Below are 16,113 nucleotides of genomic sequence, written 5' to 3' on the forward strand. Positions count from 1 at the left end.
ACTGATAGTCAGCAGTAGGGTGGGTTCAAAGCGAAGCGTAGCCCACCCTTGCTTCTGAACATAACCAACGGCGGCGTTAAGAAAACGCAGAGCCTGCGCTCCATCTCTGCTTTCGTTGGGGGGATGAACGAAGGCTCGTACAACAAGAGACCGATTATGCCAACCTGGGGAAGAAAAGACTGCCTTGGATTGCGCGGCGTATCGCGGGAAGAGATCGAATTGGTTTTGGATACGGCGCGCTCGATGAAAGAGATTCAAACCCGCGCCGTGAAAAAAGTACCCACCTTGCGGGGGAAAATCGTACTCAATCTTTTTTACGAGCCGAGTACGCGTACGCGGACATCCTTCGAACTGGCGGCGACGCGGCTGAGCGCGGACGTTATCAACATCTCCACCGCCCAGAGCAGCGTCGTGAAGGGGGAAAGCGTCCTCGACACCGCCAACAACCTGCGCGTTATGGGCGTGGACTTGATCGTCATTCGCCATAATGTCAGCAGCGCGCCCTATCACCTCGCCCAAAACATCAACCTTCCCGTCGTCAACGCCGGCGACGGCACCAACGCCCATCCCACGCAGGGGCTGCTCGATCTCTTCACCATCCGCGAACGCAAGGGAACCATCGAGGGATTGACTGTCGTCATTGCTGGAGACGTGCTGCACGGGCGCGTGGCCCATTCCGATATGTGGGGACTGTTGACGATGGGAGCTAAAGTGCGCTTCGTCGGACCGCCAACCCTGATCCCTCCCGCGTTCAAGGAACTTGGGGTGGAGATTCATCACAACATCGACGAAGCCATCGAAGGCGCGGACGTCATCAATGTTCTCCGCATCCAACGGGAGCGGATGTCCCGCAATTTTTTCCCCAGTTTGAAAGAATACAATCGCCTCTTCGGCATGACGAAAGAACGTCTGAAAAGAGCCAAGCCGGGCGTTCTCATCATGCACCCCGGCCCTATGAACCGGGGTGTGGAAATCAACAGCGAAGTCGCCGATTCCGATTCTTCCGTCATCCTGGAACAAGTAACCAACGGAATCGCGGTGCGCATGGCCATTCTTTATCTGCTGCTTAGCGGCGAAAAAAAAGCCCCCAAAAAACAGGAAGAGACGCCGACGCTTTTTTGACATGGAAACCGATAGTCGAATTAACCATTGAGGCTCTTGCAAAATTTATGAAATCCATCATTCAATTCTCCCCCCAAGCTTGGGGGGAGTTAGAGGGGGGTTGATTTTAATGGACTTACCTCAACCCCCACCTAACCTCCCCCAAGCTTGGGGGAGGAATAATAGAGTTTTGCTAGAGGCTCCATTAATAAAAACGGCGTATACCCAGCGTGGAAGCAAACATGAAAACACTCATCCGGAAAGCTCGTGTTTTAAATCCGGCGGCTTACGAAGACCTGACCGCCGACGTTCTGATCGATGAAGGCAAGATCGCCGATATCGCCCCCTCACTCTCCGTTAAGGACGCCGAAACGGTGGACGCGGAAGGATTATGGCTGCTGCCGGGCCTGATCGATATTCACGTCCATTTGCGCGAACCCGGAAACGAAGGCAAGGAAACCATCGCCTCCGGCGCCCGAGCGGCGGCGGCGGGCGGTATCGCTTCCATCGTCTGCATGGCGAACACCACCCCCCCCATCGACAGCAAAACCGGCATCGACTTCATCCAGGAAACCGCCAAAGCCGCCGGCATGGCGCGCGTCTATCCCGTAGGCGCGCTGACGAAGGGGATGGCGGGTTTGGAAATGGCGCCCATCGGCGAAATGGCGGAAGCGGGCGCCGTAGCCATCTCCGACGACGAAAACGGGATTATGGATTCTTACCTCATGCAACGGACGATGGAATATTCCACGATCTTCCAAATTCCCATTATCAACCATGCGGAAGATCACGCGCTGACGCAGGATGCTGTCGTCAACGAAGGCAAAATGTCTGTAACGCTGGGCTTGTTCGGCTCTCCGAAAGAAGCGGAAGCCATCCAGGTCGCCCGCGATCTCATTCTCGCCAAAAAAACGGGGGCGCATATTCATTTCGCCCATATCAGCGCGGCGGAATCGGTGGATATCCTGCGTTTTTACAAATCGAAAGGCGTCAAAGCCACGGCGGAGACGGCGCCCCATTATCTCGTTCTCACCGATGAGGCGGTGGATCATTACAATACGGACGCAAAAGTGCGCCCGCCCTTGCGCAGCAAGGAAGATCAGGACGCTCTCTACGAAGGACTGCGGGATGGTACCATCGATTGCATCGCTACGGACCACTCGCCTCATAGCCTCATGGAGAAAGATCAGGAATTTCCCCTGGCGCCTTTTGGAATTGTTGGGCTGGAAACACTGCTTCCTTTGGTCATGGGACGCATTTGGCAACGCTCCGGCTTGGAATTGCTGGACCTCTTGAATCTTGTCACCTTTAAGCCCGCCCAAGTAATGAAATTGCCGGGAGGCCGGATCGAGGTTGGAGGTCCCGCCGATCTGGTCCTCTGGAATCCGGAACCGGTTTATACAATCGACAAAAACCAATTCTATTCCAAATCCCGCAATACTCCTTTCCATGGCTGGGAAGTAAAAGGCCGCGTCGAAGCGACGTATATTGGAGGAAAGAAAATTTACCCCTTTTCTCCTGTCTGAAAGAGAACAAAGCTTACGTTTTCCAAAAATTCATGTAAAATGATTCCTAATAAGCATAGTTTTATGACGTACCGGTTTTGCGTCTCATGACTTCCCTGCCGTATTGTTTTGAGAGGCAACAATAAGTACTTTTAGAACATGCAACTCAAAACAAATCAAGGAGAAGTATCATGGCGACAGGAAAAGTAAAGTGGTTTAACGAGAGCAAAGGGTACGGTTTTATTGCGGAAGACAGCGGGCGTGAATTATTTGTTCACCATACGGGAATCTCCGGAAACGGCTTCAAAAATCTTTATGAGGGACAAAAAGTTCAGTTCGATACTGAGCAAGGCCCCAAAGGTCCGAAAGCCGTAAACGTCTCCGCGTTAGACTAGTATTATCTCCCAATCGCAAAAAAAGCCGTTGGCGATTCATCCGAGCCGCCAACGGCTTTTTAATTTTAAAAATCGATCGCAAAGGAATCTATCGCGTGGCGCCAAGGGCAAGGCGTCAGACTACCCTTGAGGGAACGATCAAAGGCAGACTTCGTCTTGCCTTTGCCACCCCGTTTTTTTCATCATTCATCATTCCGAACTCACACGCTCTCCGGCGTGGGATGCTCCCACGGTTGCCTGTATGGCCTCTGCAACAGCTTATTCGCCTCTTCGTCGCCGATGACTCGCCCCTTTTCCGGATCCCAGGCGAGGGTCCGGCCTAGTTTGGCGGATAGATTGGCCATGATGCAGCTGGAACTGGAGATGTAGCCTTGCTCGATGTCGGAAACGGGCTTGCTGCGGGAATCGATCGCTGCCAGGAAGTTTTTCATGTGGGTGCGCAACGACGCTGCGACATGGCGTTCCAGGTCTTTTTCCGTTTCGTCTTCGGGATATTTATCGTATTCGTAAGCGACGTCCTGATGAATCGGCTCCCCGGCGCCTTCGGGAATGAAGTCGAATCCGAAAACGCTCATTTTTAACGTTCCTTTATCGCCATAGATCGTCGCCGACCAGGGATACTTAGGATCGGGCGCAGCGCCCCAAGCGCGTTGCTGCCATACGACGTTGAGGTTGTCGTATTCGAAGGATGCGGTCTGCGTATCGAAGGTATTGGCTTTGCTGTCTGGATGGATCAGGATGTTTCCGTAGGAACTGATCCGCTTCGGCCAGCCCAGATCCAGCAGCCAACGAACCATATCGAACATGTGAACGCACATGTCGCCCATAATGCCATTGCCGTATTCCATGAAGGCTCGCCAGCCTCTGGGATGCGTCCATTTCGTGAAGGGGCGCATGGGCGCCGGTCCCGTCCACATTTCGTAATCGAGATTTTCGGGGGGATCGATGTTGGGAGGATTGCCGTTGGCGCGCATGTGCCAATAGCAGCAAATCTCAACGTGTCCGATCTTGCCCAATTTGCCTTCGCGAAGAATTTTATCGCGGGCGTCGATGAGATGGGGAGTGCTGCGCCGCTGCATTCCCACTTGCACCACCCGATTGTATTTGCGGGCCGCCGCCAGCATAGCCTGGCCTTCGATAACATCGACGCTGATGGGTTTTTCAACATATACGTCGGCTCCGGCTTTGACGGCGGCGATCATGGGCAAGCAATGCCAATGATCGGGTGTGGCGACATGCACAATGTCCAACTGTTCCTGCTTGAGCATTTCGCGGAAGTCGCCGTAGGTTCGCGGCTTCTGCTTCGAGAGCTGGCGCGAAGCGACGATCTCGGCGGCTTCGGCAACCATTTTTTTATCGACGTCGCATAATGCCGCCACTTCCACCGGCGCTACCTGAATCAGGCGCAGCAACGCGCTCTTACCGTACCAGCCGCTGCCGATCAGTCCGACGCGCCTTGGCTTTTGAGCATCGTATTCCGCGGCGTAACCGCCCGCCGCCGATAGCATCAATCCCGCTGCGCTTGCTTGTAAAAATTTCCGGCGATTCATAGTTATTCTCCTGAGCGTATATCGTAGGATGGGTCACGTCGTTTGACCCATCAATTACTCCACTACTTAATAATGATGGGTCAAAAAACGCGACCCATCCTACCTTTTCATCACTAATCACTCATCATTTCAAAGCGTCCAGCCTTGGCGGTATTCGCATTGCAGATGCCGGTTGGCATTTTCATGGTTGATAAACCGGCCCTTTATGGAATCCCACCGCAGTTCTACGCCATCGTATATGGTTGCGATCACGCCCAGCAGCGCCAATTCGGTCAGCGGACCGCCGTAGGAAAAGTTCGAACACGCGGGCTTCCCGTCCTTGCAGGCGCGTATCCAGTCCCGATAATGATTGTCGTCCGCTATGCGAGGGATTGTCTGGGGAGGATCGGGAACTTCTTTCGCCCTCGATTCCGGGACGATGCGGGGATTTCCCGCGCCGTGCGAACTATGAACGATCGATCCCTTGCTCCCAATCAGAATCGCCCCCGCTTTCGAATTCCAATCGTCCAATTTTACGTCCCGCAATTGCGGGATATCCACCGTTTTGCCGTAGGTCCACGTAACCTTCACAGGCGGCATAGCCCCGCGGGCGGGAAAACGATAGAGGATGCCGGAATTCAATGCGAATCGTTCGGGAGAATAATTCCTGCCTCCATTCTTCGCTTCAATGGATTCTGGAGCGCCCAACTGCAAAGCCCAAAACGCCGGATCCAGGATATGGCATACCCAATCGCCGAGAACGCCGGTTCCGAAATCGCGCCAGCTTCTCCATTTTCCAGGCAAATAGGTGGGATGATAGGGACGAAACGCCGCCGGACCAATCCATAAATCCCACTCCAACGTGGGGGGGATGGGCGGCGAATTCTTGGGACGGTCTGAGCCATCGCCGTAGGATTGCGTATACCAGGCGTGGACTTCTTCCACATCGCCGATGGCCCCATTGGCGATCCATTCGCACACCTTTCGAATCGGATGAGAGGAATGTCCCTGGTTTCCCAATTGCGTTTGGACTTTATGCTCGCTCGCCGCTTTCATCAGCGCGCGCACTTCGTAAAGATTATGCGCCATCGGTTTTTCCAAATAGACGTGTTTATCTCGCTGGATAGCGTTTATGGCCATGACGGCGTGAACATGATCCGGAGCGCCGACGATCACGGCGTCCACGTCTTTCTGCTTGTCGAGCATGACGCGGAAATCCTTGTATTTGGGAACTTTCTCGAACCGGTTGAACGATTTCGCCGCTTGCTTCTCGTCCACGTCGCATAGCGCGACGATATTTTCGCTGAGGCATTGTTCCATATCGTATCCACCCCGGCCGCCCGCTCCCATTACGGCGATATTCAATTTATCGCTCGGCGGTTGAGCGCTCTCTCGGCCCAGAACGGAAGGCGGCGCAATCGTGAAAGCGGCCGATGCGATAGCCGCTTGCTTCATAAAATGGCGCCGCGTAGTTTTGGCGATTCGATTTTTCATTTTACCTTCCATCCTTTACGTTAACGTAAAAATCGCCAAGAATCGGCAATCAATAGTCCCGCTCTAGTGCGATTCGGAATTGCATAAACTTGTAGGGTGGATCGAGGGAAGCAAGCCCCGCCAATACCAAACGATCTTTATTCTTCTTGCGCTTTTCTTAATTGCGCTAGCCGCATCTATCCAGCGTTTCGAATGTATCACATCCGAAAAAATAGATTAAGGCGGAGAGGAGAGACGAAGTGTGGTTCTTCGTCTTTCCTTACCATTCGCCAACGATAAATAAGGCTTTAACGCAAAAAGGGCGGAATGGCTGCCGCCGCTCCGCCCATAAAGCCGCCTTTTTCATCATTCGCTGGCACACTATTGGCGCTGGAAGCTGCGCATCCGTTCGCGCATCTCCTCGATTTCCTTATTCACTTCCTTCACTTTTTCCTTCCAGGCGTTGTTTTGTTCTTCGGAAAGAACCTCTCCCGCTTTTGTCATGAAAGACTCTTTCTCTTTTTGATATTCTTTCTCCGCTTTCTCCCTTTCGGCCGCTTCCATTTGCACTCCAGCGAAGGGCGAATCGGCGGGAACCATCTTCTTGCCCAAGGTGATCGCCAACGGTTGCAGTTTTTCGCGCTGTTCTTTTTTCAACTCGAGCAGCCGCAGGGCGCGCAACTCGGCGTCAGGGAAAAACACGCGCCGCGTCAATGCCCCTTCGACCTCCTCCAATTCTTTCTCGGATAGCACTTCTTTCAATTCCTTCTTCATATCCGCTGCGGTCTCTTTTTGCATTTTAGTGAAGAAATCTCTTCTTTCTTGGTCGCTCATACTTTGAAAATCGACCGAGCCGCTTTGCATTGCCTCCCGTCTCTTCGCTGAGATATCAGTGTAAACCGTAACGACTTTTTCCGATAATTCCGGATTCAGCATCAAAACATCGCAAAGAATCATCACCGCCTGCCCTCGAAAGCCTCTTCGCGGCGGCTGTTGATCCTGCGCCGAAGCCAACATGACAACGATTCCCAATAACGCAATTGCTAATCCTGCCCTCTTCATAAGATATTCTCCTTTCGCGCTTTTATTGAATCTCCAGCATCGCTGGATATTTATATATGTCGTTGAAACCGAGCGTCAATGTTCCAAGTATTCATAAAGATGATTCGATTTTTTAATATCAGAAAGAGTGATTCATCCATAGTAAGAATTGAGAAATAATCCATATAAACACCTAGAATCTCAAACGCCCTTGGTCGCCGCGCAATCGCAGCCATAATTATAGATGACATTCCGATTGTAAGGAAAAACCATGCGCGTTTTATTGTTGAATCCACCCGGCGATAAGCCGTATTTGCGCGATTATTATTGCAGCCACTCCGCCAAGGCGCGTTATTATTGGCATCCCTACGATCTTGTCGTCCAGAGCGGCATCCTTTCCCGCCGCCATGAGGTGGAATTTCTCGACGCCAATTGCTTGGGGCTGACTTTTCCCCAGGCCGCCCGGCGCGTCCGCGATCTAGCGTCGCAAGCGATCGTCTTCCTTACCGGCGGCGTCTGCTGGAAGCAGGATTTCGCCTTTCTCGAATCCCTCGGCCTTCCCGATAATTTCCCCATCGCCGGAACCGGCGACGTTTTGGTCAGCAAGGGGCGCGAATTGATGGGGCGTTATCCGTGGCTGAAAGCGATTCTGCTCGATTTTACTGCTTCCAGCATCGATGGTTTTCTCGCCTCCTGGAACGCCCAAACCGGCGCCGTCGAACGGGACGATCTGCTTCCCAATCTTCTCTACCGCTCCGGCGGCGCTATTTTGCGCGGCCTCGATCCCGGCGAGCGCTACTACTCTTTTCCCCTGCCGCGCTACGATCTATTGCCGTTGGCCAAATACAGCATTCCCCACGGACGACGACGCCTTTTCGCCTCGTTTCTCACTGATTTCGGTTGTCCCTATCACTGCTCGTTTTGCTTCAACGGCAAATGGGCGCACAAACTGCGCGACCTCGATAACGCATTGCAGGAACTGCGCTATGTGCGCGATCTTGGCATCTGCGAGTTGTGGATCAAAGACCTTACCTTCGGCGTCAACCGCCAACACACGACGGAATTTCTTAACCGGCTCATCGCAGAAAAGTTGAATTTCGATTGGATAACGCTCTCCCGCGTCGACGTGATGGATGAGGAACTGCTTACTTTAATGGCCCGCGCGGGTTGCCATACGATCCAATTCGGCGTCGAATCCGCCGATCAGGGCATCCTCAATTCGATCGAGAAGGGCATCGAACCGGCGCGAGTGATGGAGATATTCCGTCTTTGCCGCCGTCTCAAAATTCGCACCCTGGCCCATTTCATTATCGGCCTGCCCGGCGAGACCGAAGCGACCGCTCTCCGCAGCATCGAATTCGCCAAAGATTTGGACCCGGACTTCATCTCCTTCAACGTCGCCGCTCCCCGCATGGGAACCGACCTGCGTTCCGAAGCCATTCGCCAAGGCTGGACGCCCAAAGATGTGGAAACGGTGGACAATTCCATCGCCTTCCCCCAAATGGAGATAGGGACTTTATCCAGCGACCGCGTGCGCGAACTACGCAATCAGGCCATCCGCGAGTTTCATCTGCGCCCCGCTTATCTCTGGCGCAAAGCCCGCGATTTCCGCTCCCCCCGCGAAGCCTGGCGCGCCGCCCGCAACGCTTTTTCGCTCCTGCGCTCGACGCGGAATCGCCCCGATCTAGCCGATTACGCCGAAGGGGATATGTGATAACTGAGGGATATGATGAAGGGTAAGATGAGGCGCGTTTTTTGCCCCATCGATTTTTTACGAAGAATGAAGTCGCGATTACTGTTCATCCACCTCAAGTTGAATGACGGAGAAACAGATTTCCATCAAAGAATTAAGGCAGTTATCGAGATTCCCCGTTATGGCTATCATGCAGTCTTTCTGCGGCAAGTAAGCGAAGTAGGCATTAAAACCGGAGATGCCGCCTGTCTTTCCCGGCAAGAGATATTTTCCCATCTTGAGTATTTCCAAACAGTAGCCATAGGACATTCCTGTGCCGGGTTGCTCAAAGGGAAGGCCGTTGTTTAAACAGGCAGGCGCAAACATCGCCTTGATGCTCGCTTGTTTCAGCAGCGCATCCGGTTGGAAGGCTTTTTTTAGTTTTATAAGATCCGAGGGATTGGATAATATTCCCCCGCTGGCGTAAGGAGCCGATACGCTGGCGTATTTGGCGTTCTGCATGTTTCCGGTGGCCGTATCCAGCGCATAGCCCGCGACTCGTTTCTGTATGATGGCGCTATTGCTGCCCAACCTGGTGTAAGTCATGCCCAGCGGTTTGGCGATGCGTTCGGACAGGAATTCGCCGTAAGCTATTCCCGACGCCTTCTCGATCACGAGTCCCAGGAGAATGCATCCGGAGTTGCTGTATTGCGCTCGCTGTCCTGGTTCGAAGTCAAGAGGCAAAGACTCGAGCATGTTCACTACTTCCTGGGGACGCCAGTCCTTCGCCTGATTAGAGCTGAAAGTCTCCACGGAGAGGATTTCCTTAATCCCGGAAGTGTGTTGCAGCAAGTGCCGAAGCGTGATTTCGCCGCTTCCGCGAAATTCGGGATAGTATTTCGACAATTTGTCCTCAATCCGCAGTTTCCCATCTTCTTGAAGCAGCAAAATAGCTAGAGCAGTGAACGTCTTCGTCAACGAACCAACTTCGAAAACCGAATCCGTTGTCACCGGGATTTGGTGCTCCAAGTTCGCAAATCCATAAGATCGTTCAATGATTTTGCCATCGGCTGGAGATATGGCGATCGACAGGCCAGGGATATTCGCCCTTTCCATGATCGGCTTCACAATACCGTCCACGGCTTCCGGGGTGACGGCATCACTTTCCCTTACAAAAGCCGGCGAGGTTATCAGCCCAATTAGTATGGCGCCCCAAATAACTTGGCCTACTTTGTACCATCGCATCGGAAAATTTCCCTTCCTTCTATCAATTAAGAGGCGGATATTCTTTCACCTAAAATAGTAAATGAGATTTGATTATATCATATAAACGACATTCGCTTCGATCTTTATGCGTTTTTTCTGCAAATGAAACGCGGTAATTTTTGTAAGGATCGCAGCTCGATAGGATTGGTAAAAAGCGAAGCATAGAAAAGTAAGATGGGTCGCGTTGTATAAACCATCGTTTTTAACGGATATAACAAATAGATGAGGCAAACGTCGCGACTCATCTTGCGATCCCGATTAAACCATCGTCAAACAGCAAGACTTGCACTCTTGAGAAAATTGGACAATTGGGCGTGCGCTGTCTCTGGCGGAATGGAACTGGGAGGCGTGGAACCGTGAGCTACATGATTGCGAAATGTTCGGATATTCTTGGCGTTGTTAATATCTTGTTCCGCCGCAGGCGGATAGAACAATTCGATAATATCATTTACGCGCCAATTATCGATTCCATTTCTTAAAAATTCGTGCAACTTTGCCGCCAACTCCGCCGGAGTTGTTGCGGATGTAGATAAGGACTCCAGGCTTTCGGAAAGGTGGTCGCGGAGTGTCCGTTCAAAGGTTGCAAACAGAGCAAAAACCATGAGTTTACATAGATTTTCTTCCGCTTGGTCGAGCATCTCGCGCCCTTCTTGAGGAGGTAAGGAGTATAAATCCGTATTGGATAATGGGTCTAGGCGCCGATCAAGCGCGCGTCTGGCAACTTTGATGGCGGCCATTGTGAATTGGAAGGTTTTTATGTGTTCGTCAAGCGGATTCATCATCGTCCCAACACTTCTATCAACCGATAAAATAGATCGGCATTCAACGATGGCAACATGCCCAACTGACGATTTTGAAGAAATACCCATCCTTTTACAATGTCCGTTAAATAGGGATGAGATTCCCTTTCTTCGAGAATCTTGCCATTTTCCGTCAGCAAGTCGATTCGAATTGTTGGAGCGCCTTCGGAAACATAGATAAGCGTTTCGGTTCCAAGGTCGCTTTTCATATCCACGCGCCCTTCAGCGCCAATGATCCAGCGTCCTCGGGGAATCAGACGAACAGTCTTGCGGTTAGGGCGTTTGATAACTAAGACCTTCGCTTGGTAAGCGTCAATAGGTTCTTCTTTTATTGTAATGCGTTCTTCCTCAATATCCGCTTTTGGAACAATATCGCGAACCCAATCATCTACTTTACTGTAGAGTTCGTTCAAGCGAGAAAGATATTCATCGCGCAAATGCTCGGGATTTGTTTCATGATTCATGATGAGGTCTCCTTTCAAAACGCGATGGATAATATCCTGTCTATTCCTCACTCCGTCGAGCGGCTGACGTATTCGCCGGTTTGCGTATCCACGACGATCTTCTCGCCTACCTTAATGAAGTTGGGCACAGAAAGTTGAAAGCCCGATTCCGTGGTCGCCGGTTTGGGGGAGTTGGAGACGGTGGCGCCTTTCAATTCCGGCATTGTATCCGCAATGACCTGGATCGAGGTTTTGGGCAGCGTTACGCTGATCGGCTGATTTTCCAACGTCGCGATTTGTACCACCATCCCGTCCCGCAGGAAATACTTGGCGTCGCCGACAAGTTCTGGGGAAAGAAGCACTTCGTCGTAGGTCTGCGAATTCATGAAGTGGAATCCGGCGCTGTCGAAGTACATGTAACTCGCGTCGAACGTGAAGAAATCGGCCACTTCGATCTCTTCCGTCGAGCTGAATCGCGTATCGCACTGCGTTCCGTTGAGGATATTGCGCAGCGTGCATTGCACGAATGCCCGTAAGTTTCCGGGCGTACGATGTTGAAAGTCCAAAACCTTGTGCGGCGCCCCTTTGAAAATGATGACGTTGCCTTTGCGAATATCGTTTCCCTTCATGAAAGCCATTCCTTTATTGTATTTACTGGATTTTCAAAACTTGATTATCCTTATTTCCGTTCTTTTTCAAGTGGGATTCGCCGAAATTCCCCGCTTTGACTCTTTTAGCCCGGCGGTCGAAGCCGGGCAAAATCATTCCTCCGCCATCTCTTCACCGCGAACGATCTTCCATTGGCGCAGATAATGAACGATGGGAAAGATGACCAGCATTCCTAGGATGGGGATAACGCCGTTATAGATGCGATTTCCCCCAATCCAAAAAGAATCCCAAAGCGGAGCCGTTTCAAAGAGCGCTTTCCGCATTACGAAGAAACAGACCCAGCCGCCGTGCAATCCCACGGACAACCACAACGTCCCTGTACGCTGCGCAGCGTAACAGAGAATGAATCCCACTAGAAACAAACCCGCCGCTTCCGGGAATAATTTAAATGTGGAAATCATCTCGTGCAACAATTGTCCGCATAATTGAAATCCCGCCTGCCAGGAATTTGGATTCTCCAGCGTCCCGCCCTTGCCGCTTAAAAAGTGTAGGGAAGAGAAGATGGCGCTCGAAACGCCGCCGCCCATAATCCAACCCCAGCGCCGAGATAACGATCGAAAAATCAATCCCCGGAAAATATATTCCTCTACTAAAGCCACCGCAGCGCCTGTCGCCAAGCCTTCTATTATTTTTTGTTGGAGATAGGAGAAGGAAAAGAGCAAGGAATATGTCCATGCGCCTATAAATAAGTACAAACCGCTCAACGAAAAAAGAAAACACGCTGCGACGATCAGTCCGGCAAGCAAGTTTCGTATTCCATCCTTTGAAACGCGAAGCCCTACTTTACCAGGATGCTGCAACCCGATTTGCCGCCGGGCGAGCATCAAGCCGAGCACAATGCAAATCTCCCACAAACGCCGGAAAATCTTTATCGGCGCATCTAAGCCGGAAACAGCCGATGCGGCGTAAAACAAAGGATGAAGCAAACATGCGGCTAAGGTAGAAACGATTAGGACAACGATCACGCGCCAAAAGACGGGGATTTTCATGATGGAATGAATCAACCTAAAAACAATGATGAATGATGAGTGATGAATGATGAGAATTTGAAATTCAACGAGATTCATCACGCATCGCTGTTTTTATGATCTTGGCTCGATGAAATAAAAAAAACAAGTTCGATGCGTCCCGAATTCATCATTCATCATTCCTCATTCATCATTCCTCATTCCTCATTCATCACTCATCATTAAAAAGACGTTCCCCGCCGGATTTTTCCAGCGGGGCAAAGGAGACGTAAAACCCAGTGGCGATTGGGGAGGTAAATCTTAATGGACGAAAAGCGGCTCCATTCTCATGCGGATATTGGGCCGACGCAGTTTGCTCATGGCTTGTTCTTCGATGCGGCGCACGCCTTCTGCGCTCAATCCCATCTTTTTCCCGACTTTGCGCAGGCTCAGACGCTTGCCGCCGCCTTTCAGATTATAGCGGTACGATAATACCTCGCGTTCTTTGTCGTTGAGAATTCTCATGGCGGAAAGGAGGCGCCGAGCGGCCTCTTTAATCCATATCCGTTCGCGAGGGTCCGGCTGATTCTCGTCCTCCAATATCTTTTCCATGCCGGGATGGTCTTCATCGATGGAATGAATAGTATGAAAGGTAGGCGCAAAATTATCGAGTTCTTCGATGCGTTCCTGTTCGGTATTCAACCGGTCGGCAATCTCTTCCCGATAGGGTTTTCTTCCATATTCCATTTCGAAGTTCTTTTCGAAAGCGCGCATCTTGCGCAGAAGTTCCAGTTTATTGATAGGAAGGTTTACTGGCCGAGTTTTTTGTTCCAGCGCCCGTTGAATGTAAAGCCGGATCCACCACGAGGCGTAGGTAATCAGGCGGCAGTTCTTTTCGGGATCGAATTTGTCCAACGCTTCGATCAATCCCAGATTTCCTTCCTGAATCAAGTCGGAAAGGCTAAGGCCCTGGTTGCGGTAGGGCAGAGCCATTTTAACGACGAAGCGCAGATTGGATTCGATCAATCGCTTGCGCGCATTGGCGTCGCCAGCGCGATGGCGCAGGATCAGTTCTTTTTCCATTTCGATCGATAAGGGTTCGGAGGGAGCATCGCATGGATCGTTATAATGATTGAGAAGGATATCGGATTTCATTTTCATTCTCCCTAGGATGTTGATGATGCGCGTTTGTTTGCAATTAATACAAGGATTATGCCAACATCCAGGAAAAACGTTTAATTTTACCAAATCCCGGTATAGTTTTACTTAACCTTACTGATTCAAGTAAGTAATAAACGGGAAATTGTTTTAATTCTTCACAAAAAAAGCATCGTATCATTACAATAATTGGTAAGATTAGGGTAGGTGTGTGGGATTATGCTCGGCAGAATCCTGCGCAGGTGCGCAGATTCCTGCGCAGTTAAATGAATAGAATCGATAGAATTTATAATTTTCCCAACGCGCATCGATAAGCCGCTTCCAATGAGTCTACATGGACTTTCCAATTGTATTTGCGCTCGGCAGTTTTTCTTCCCGCCGCGCTCATGCTTTGTCTGACGTTGGGATTTTTTAGAATCCAAAGCGTCTTTTCCGTCATAGTTTTGATGTCGCCGCAGGCAGCGCACGAACCAGCGCCTAACGTCATTTTGCGCGTCTCCCCTACGTCGGATGCTACAACCGGCAATCCCATGGCCAAATATTCGGCGATCTTCAAGGGCGATTTGGCTCGCGTAACGTCGTTCAATTCGAAGGGGGCTAATGCGACGTCCGCCAGCGATAGATAACGCGGCACATCCCCGCCGGGAACGTAATCGGTGAAAAGAACGCGATAAAAGACCTGCTTATCCATAGCCCGTTTTTTGATGGATTCCAGTTTTCTTCCCCCGCCAAGAATCAACAATTTCGCCGTTGGAATTTCCTTAACGACAAGTGCGAAAATATCGACGGCTTGCTCAGCATAACTGGCCACTTCCAATTGCCCGCTGTAGGCGAGGACTGGACCCTCTATCCCCAGTTTTTCGAGCAATTCAGGGTCTTTTTCGCGGGGATGAAACCGCTCTAGATCGGCGCCGACGGGAGCGTCCCAAAGCCGATCCGGCGGCGTTCCCCACTGCAACGCTTTATCCCGCAGAAAATCGCTGGCCACGGATACCGTATAGCTAAGGCGCGGCAGCAAACGGTCCCACTTTCCCGCCGTCCACCCCGCCCAATAGGAACCGGCAAGCTCCCTCGCGATTCCTTTTTCCCAATCGTCCCAATCGTAATGGAGGGGGATATTCCAACGCCGGGAAAGATAAATCGCTGGCAGCGATGCATCGGGATAAGCTTTCCAAAGATGAATTAAATCCGGTTGGGGCTGTAAGGAGAGCAGAACTTTCAAATTGCTTCCAGCTGCGAAGACGCTGCGGTTCATCGGCAGAATCCGGGCGCCCAACGAAGAAAGATTAGCGACGGAAGGAACCTCCTGCTGGCGCTGGCGATGAACGAAGTCGGTCAAAATCACTTCATGGCCCCGCTGCGCGAGTTCTTCCGCCTGGCACAATACCCGCCTCGCGCAGGATACAGAAGCAAGATCGAAACGTTGCAATAAAAGTATTCGCATAAGCGTATCAAGTTGAACTTTCCATCGGAGAAAGGAGCATAATATCTACTCGAACGGAGGATAAATATGGGTTTAATTTTTGTTACGTTTTTGAATCACGAAAACACGAAATTCCACGAAATGCGCGAAATATTCGAATCGCGGATTTCGCAGATTCTTTTGGATTTCATGGAAAAATCTTTCGCGTAACGCGATTCCTAGCGTTGATTGTTATTCTTTTCTTTTTTTCGTGCTTTCTTTTTCAATTCGTGTTTTCGTGATTCAATTCGATACGAAAATTACCCTGACCTATTTTCCTTTATGCGTAACATGAGTTAATAATCTCTTTTTTAGGCGGCATAAATAATTTTCCGGGTTTTGGCGATTTCATATCGGCGAAAAGGATTGCGTATCCCTTCCGCTTCCAGCAAATCGACTTTTCTTCCGAAAATTTTTTCTAAATCGTCGATCATATAGACAAAATCGATCGTATCCCAGGGCGCATTCTTATTAATTTTCACCAACACGTCTACATCGCTCTCGGGACCGAAATCACTGCGCAGAACCGACCCGAATAATGATAGCTCCGTCACCCTCCATTTTTCGCAAAAGGCTTTAATTTTCCCCATGTCTATAGGGATCCGCGGTTCCATAATGACGTCTCTCGCCGTTTTCTTGGCCCAATACGAGT

At 50.9% G+C, this 16,113-nt stretch carries 15 protein-coding genes; 4 read left to right on the top strand and 11 right to left on the bottom strand.

The annotated features are described in order from the left end of the window. Nucleotides 1-156: 156 nt before the first annotated feature. The 3 genes from AB1656_19850 (at nt 157) to AB1656_19860 (ending at nt 3,001) form a co-directional block, all read left to right on the top strand. On the top strand, nt 157-1,122 hold the full coding sequence (locus tag AB1656_19850) for an aspartate carbamoyltransferase catalytic subunit (GenBank protein ID MEW6237644.1): 966 nt from the start codon (nt 157-159) through the stop codon (nt 1,120-1,122). A 221-nt stretch (nt 1,123-1,343) separates the two neighbouring features. Continuing rightward, nucleotides 1,344-2,627, top strand: a complete 1,284-nt coding sequence (locus AB1656_19855) for a dihydroorotase (GenBank protein MEW6237645.1) — start codon at nt 1,344-1,346, stop codon at nt 2,625-2,627. Nucleotides 2,628-2,797: 170 nt separating this feature from the next. Next, nucleotides 2,798-3,001, top strand: a complete 204-nt coding sequence (locus AB1656_19860) for a cold-shock protein (protein MEW6237646.1) — start codon at nt 2,798-2,800, stop codon at nt 2,999-3,001. Between the two features lie 200 nt (nt 3,002-3,201). Here AB1656_19860 and AB1656_19865 read toward each other — a convergent pair whose 3' ends face one another. The 3 genes from AB1656_19865 to AB1656_19875 form a co-directional block, all read right to left on the bottom strand. Then, entirely contained in the window at nt 3,202-4,551 is a 1,350-nt protein-coding gene (locus AB1656_19865; GenBank protein MEW6237647.1) for a Gfo/Idh/MocA family oxidoreductase, read from the bottom strand. Between the two features lie 129 nt (nt 4,552-4,680). Further along, complete coding sequence (locus tag AB1656_19870; protein MEW6237648.1) at nt 4,681-6,024, bottom strand: Gfo/Idh/MocA family oxidoreductase; 1,344 nt, start codon at nt 6,022-6,024, stop codon at nt 4,681-4,683. Nucleotides 6,025-6,384: 360 nt separating this feature from the next. Continuing rightward, entirely contained in the window at nt 6,385-7,065 is a 681-nt protein-coding gene (locus AB1656_19875) for a hypothetical protein (GenBank protein MEW6237649.1), read from the bottom strand. A 250-nt stretch (nt 7,066-7,315) separates the two neighbouring features. Here AB1656_19875 and AB1656_19880 point away from each other — a divergent pair, with 250 nt between their 5' ends. Further along, nucleotides 7,316-8,758, top strand: a complete 1,443-nt coding sequence (locus AB1656_19880; protein MEW6237650.1) for a radical SAM protein — start codon at nt 7,316-7,318, stop codon at nt 8,756-8,758. Nucleotides 8,759-8,836: 78 nt separating this feature from the next. Here AB1656_19880 and AB1656_19885 read toward each other — a convergent pair whose 3' ends face one another. The 8 genes from AB1656_19885 to AB1656_19920 all read right to left on the bottom strand — a co-directional run bounded on the left by AB1656_19885 (nt 8,837) and on the right by AB1656_19920 (nt 16,075). Continuing rightward, nucleotides 8,837-9,961 (bottom strand): serine hydrolase domain-containing protein, encoded by a 1,125-nt coding sequence (locus tag AB1656_19885; protein MEW6237651.1) that lies wholly within the window; start codon nt 9,959-9,961, stop codon nt 8,837-8,839. Between the two features lie 290 nt (nt 9,962-10,251). Further along, complete coding sequence (locus AB1656_19890; protein MEW6237652.1) at nt 10,252-10,764, bottom strand: hypothetical protein; 513 nt, start codon at nt 10,762-10,764, stop codon at nt 10,252-10,254. Next, nucleotides 10,761-11,246, bottom strand: a complete 486-nt coding sequence (locus AB1656_19895) for a hypothetical protein (protein MEW6237653.1) — start codon at nt 11,244-11,246, stop codon at nt 10,761-10,763. Before AB1656_19895 ends, AB1656_19890 begins: the two co-directional genes overlap by 4 nt. A gap of 47 nt (nt 11,247-11,293) precedes the next feature. After that, nucleotides 11,294-11,854, bottom strand: a complete 561-nt coding sequence (gene efp / locus AB1656_19900; protein ID MEW6237654.1) for an elongation factor P — start codon at nt 11,852-11,854, stop codon at nt 11,294-11,296. Between the two features lie 132 nt (nt 11,855-11,986). After that, nucleotides 11,987-12,961, bottom strand: a complete 975-nt coding sequence (locus AB1656_19905) for a CPBP family intramembrane glutamic endopeptidase (protein MEW6237655.1) — start codon at nt 12,959-12,961, stop codon at nt 11,987-11,989. Nucleotides 12,962-13,162: 201 nt separating this feature from the next. After that, nucleotides 13,163-13,996, bottom strand: a complete 834-nt coding sequence (locus tag AB1656_19910; GenBank protein MEW6237656.1) for an RNA polymerase sigma factor RpoD/SigA — start codon at nt 13,994-13,996, stop codon at nt 13,163-13,165. 289 nt (nt 13,997-14,285) lie between these two features. Continuing rightward, entirely contained in the window at nt 14,286-15,443 is a 1,158-nt protein-coding gene (locus AB1656_19915) for a glycosyltransferase family 4 protein (GenBank protein ID MEW6237657.1), read from the bottom strand. Between the two features lie 329 nt (nt 15,444-15,772). Beyond that, nucleotides 15,773-16,075, bottom strand: a complete 303-nt coding sequence (locus AB1656_19920) for a nucleotidyltransferase domain-containing protein (GenBank protein MEW6237658.1) — start codon at nt 16,073-16,075, stop codon at nt 15,773-15,775. Nucleotides 16,076-16,113 lie beyond the last annotated feature (38 nt).

It is taken from the genome of Candidatus Omnitrophota bacterium (assembly GCA_040755155.1).
Taxonomy (GTDB): domain Bacteria; phylum Hinthialibacterota; class Hinthialibacteria; order Hinthialibacterales; family Hinthialibacteraceae; genus JBFMBP01.

Coding starts and splice junctions, on each gene's coding strand:
- AB1656_19850 (MEW6237644.1), top strand. CDS start 157: ATGCCAACCTGGGGAAGAAAAGACTGCCTTGGATTGCGCGGCGTATCG.
- AB1656_19855 (MEW6237645.1), top strand. CDS start 1,344: ATGAAAACACTCATCCGGAAAGCTCGTGTTTTAAATCCGGCGGCTTAC.
- AB1656_19860 (MEW6237646.1), top strand. CDS start 2,798: ATGGCGACAGGAAAAGTAAAGTGGTTTAACGAGAGCAAAGGGTACGGT.
- AB1656_19865 (MEW6237647.1), bottom strand. CDS start 4,551: ATGAATCGCCGGAAATTTTTACAAGCAAGCGCAGCGGGATTGATGCTA.
- AB1656_19870 (MEW6237648.1), bottom strand. CDS start 6,024: ATGAAAAATCGAATCGCCAAAACTACGCGGCGCCATTTTATGAAGCAA.
- AB1656_19875 (MEW6237649.1), bottom strand. CDS start 7,065: ATGAAGAGGGCAGGATTAGCAATTGCGTTATTGGGAATCGTTGTCATG.
- AB1656_19880 (MEW6237650.1), top strand. CDS start 7,316: ATGCGCGTTTTATTGTTGAATCCACCCGGCGATAAGCCGTATTTGCGC.
- AB1656_19885 (MEW6237651.1), bottom strand. CDS start 9,961: ATGCGATGGTACAAAGTAGGCCAAGTTATTTGGGGCGCCATACTAATT.
- AB1656_19890 (MEW6237652.1), bottom strand. CDS start 10,764: ATGATGAATCCGCTTGACGAACACATAAAAACCTTCCAATTCACAATG.
- AB1656_19895 (MEW6237653.1), bottom strand. CDS start 11,246: ATGAATCATGAAACAAATCCCGAGCATTTGCGCGATGAATATCTTTCT.
- efp (MEW6237654.1), bottom strand. CDS start 11,854: ATGAAGGGAAACGATATTCGCAAAGGCAACGTCATCATTTTCAAAGGG.
- AB1656_19905 (MEW6237655.1), bottom strand. CDS start 12,961: ATGAATCTCGTTGAATTTCAAATTCTCATCATTCATCACTCATCATTC.
- AB1656_19910 (MEW6237656.1), bottom strand. CDS start 13,996: ATGAAATCCGATATCCTTCTCAATCATTATAACGATCCATGCGATGCT.
- AB1656_19915 (MEW6237657.1), bottom strand. CDS start 15,443: ATGCGAATACTTTTATTGCAACGTTTCGATCTTGCTTCTGTATCCTGC.
- AB1656_19920 (MEW6237658.1), bottom strand. CDS start 16,075: ATGGAACCGCGGATCCCTATAGACATGGGGAAAATTAAAGCCTTTTGC.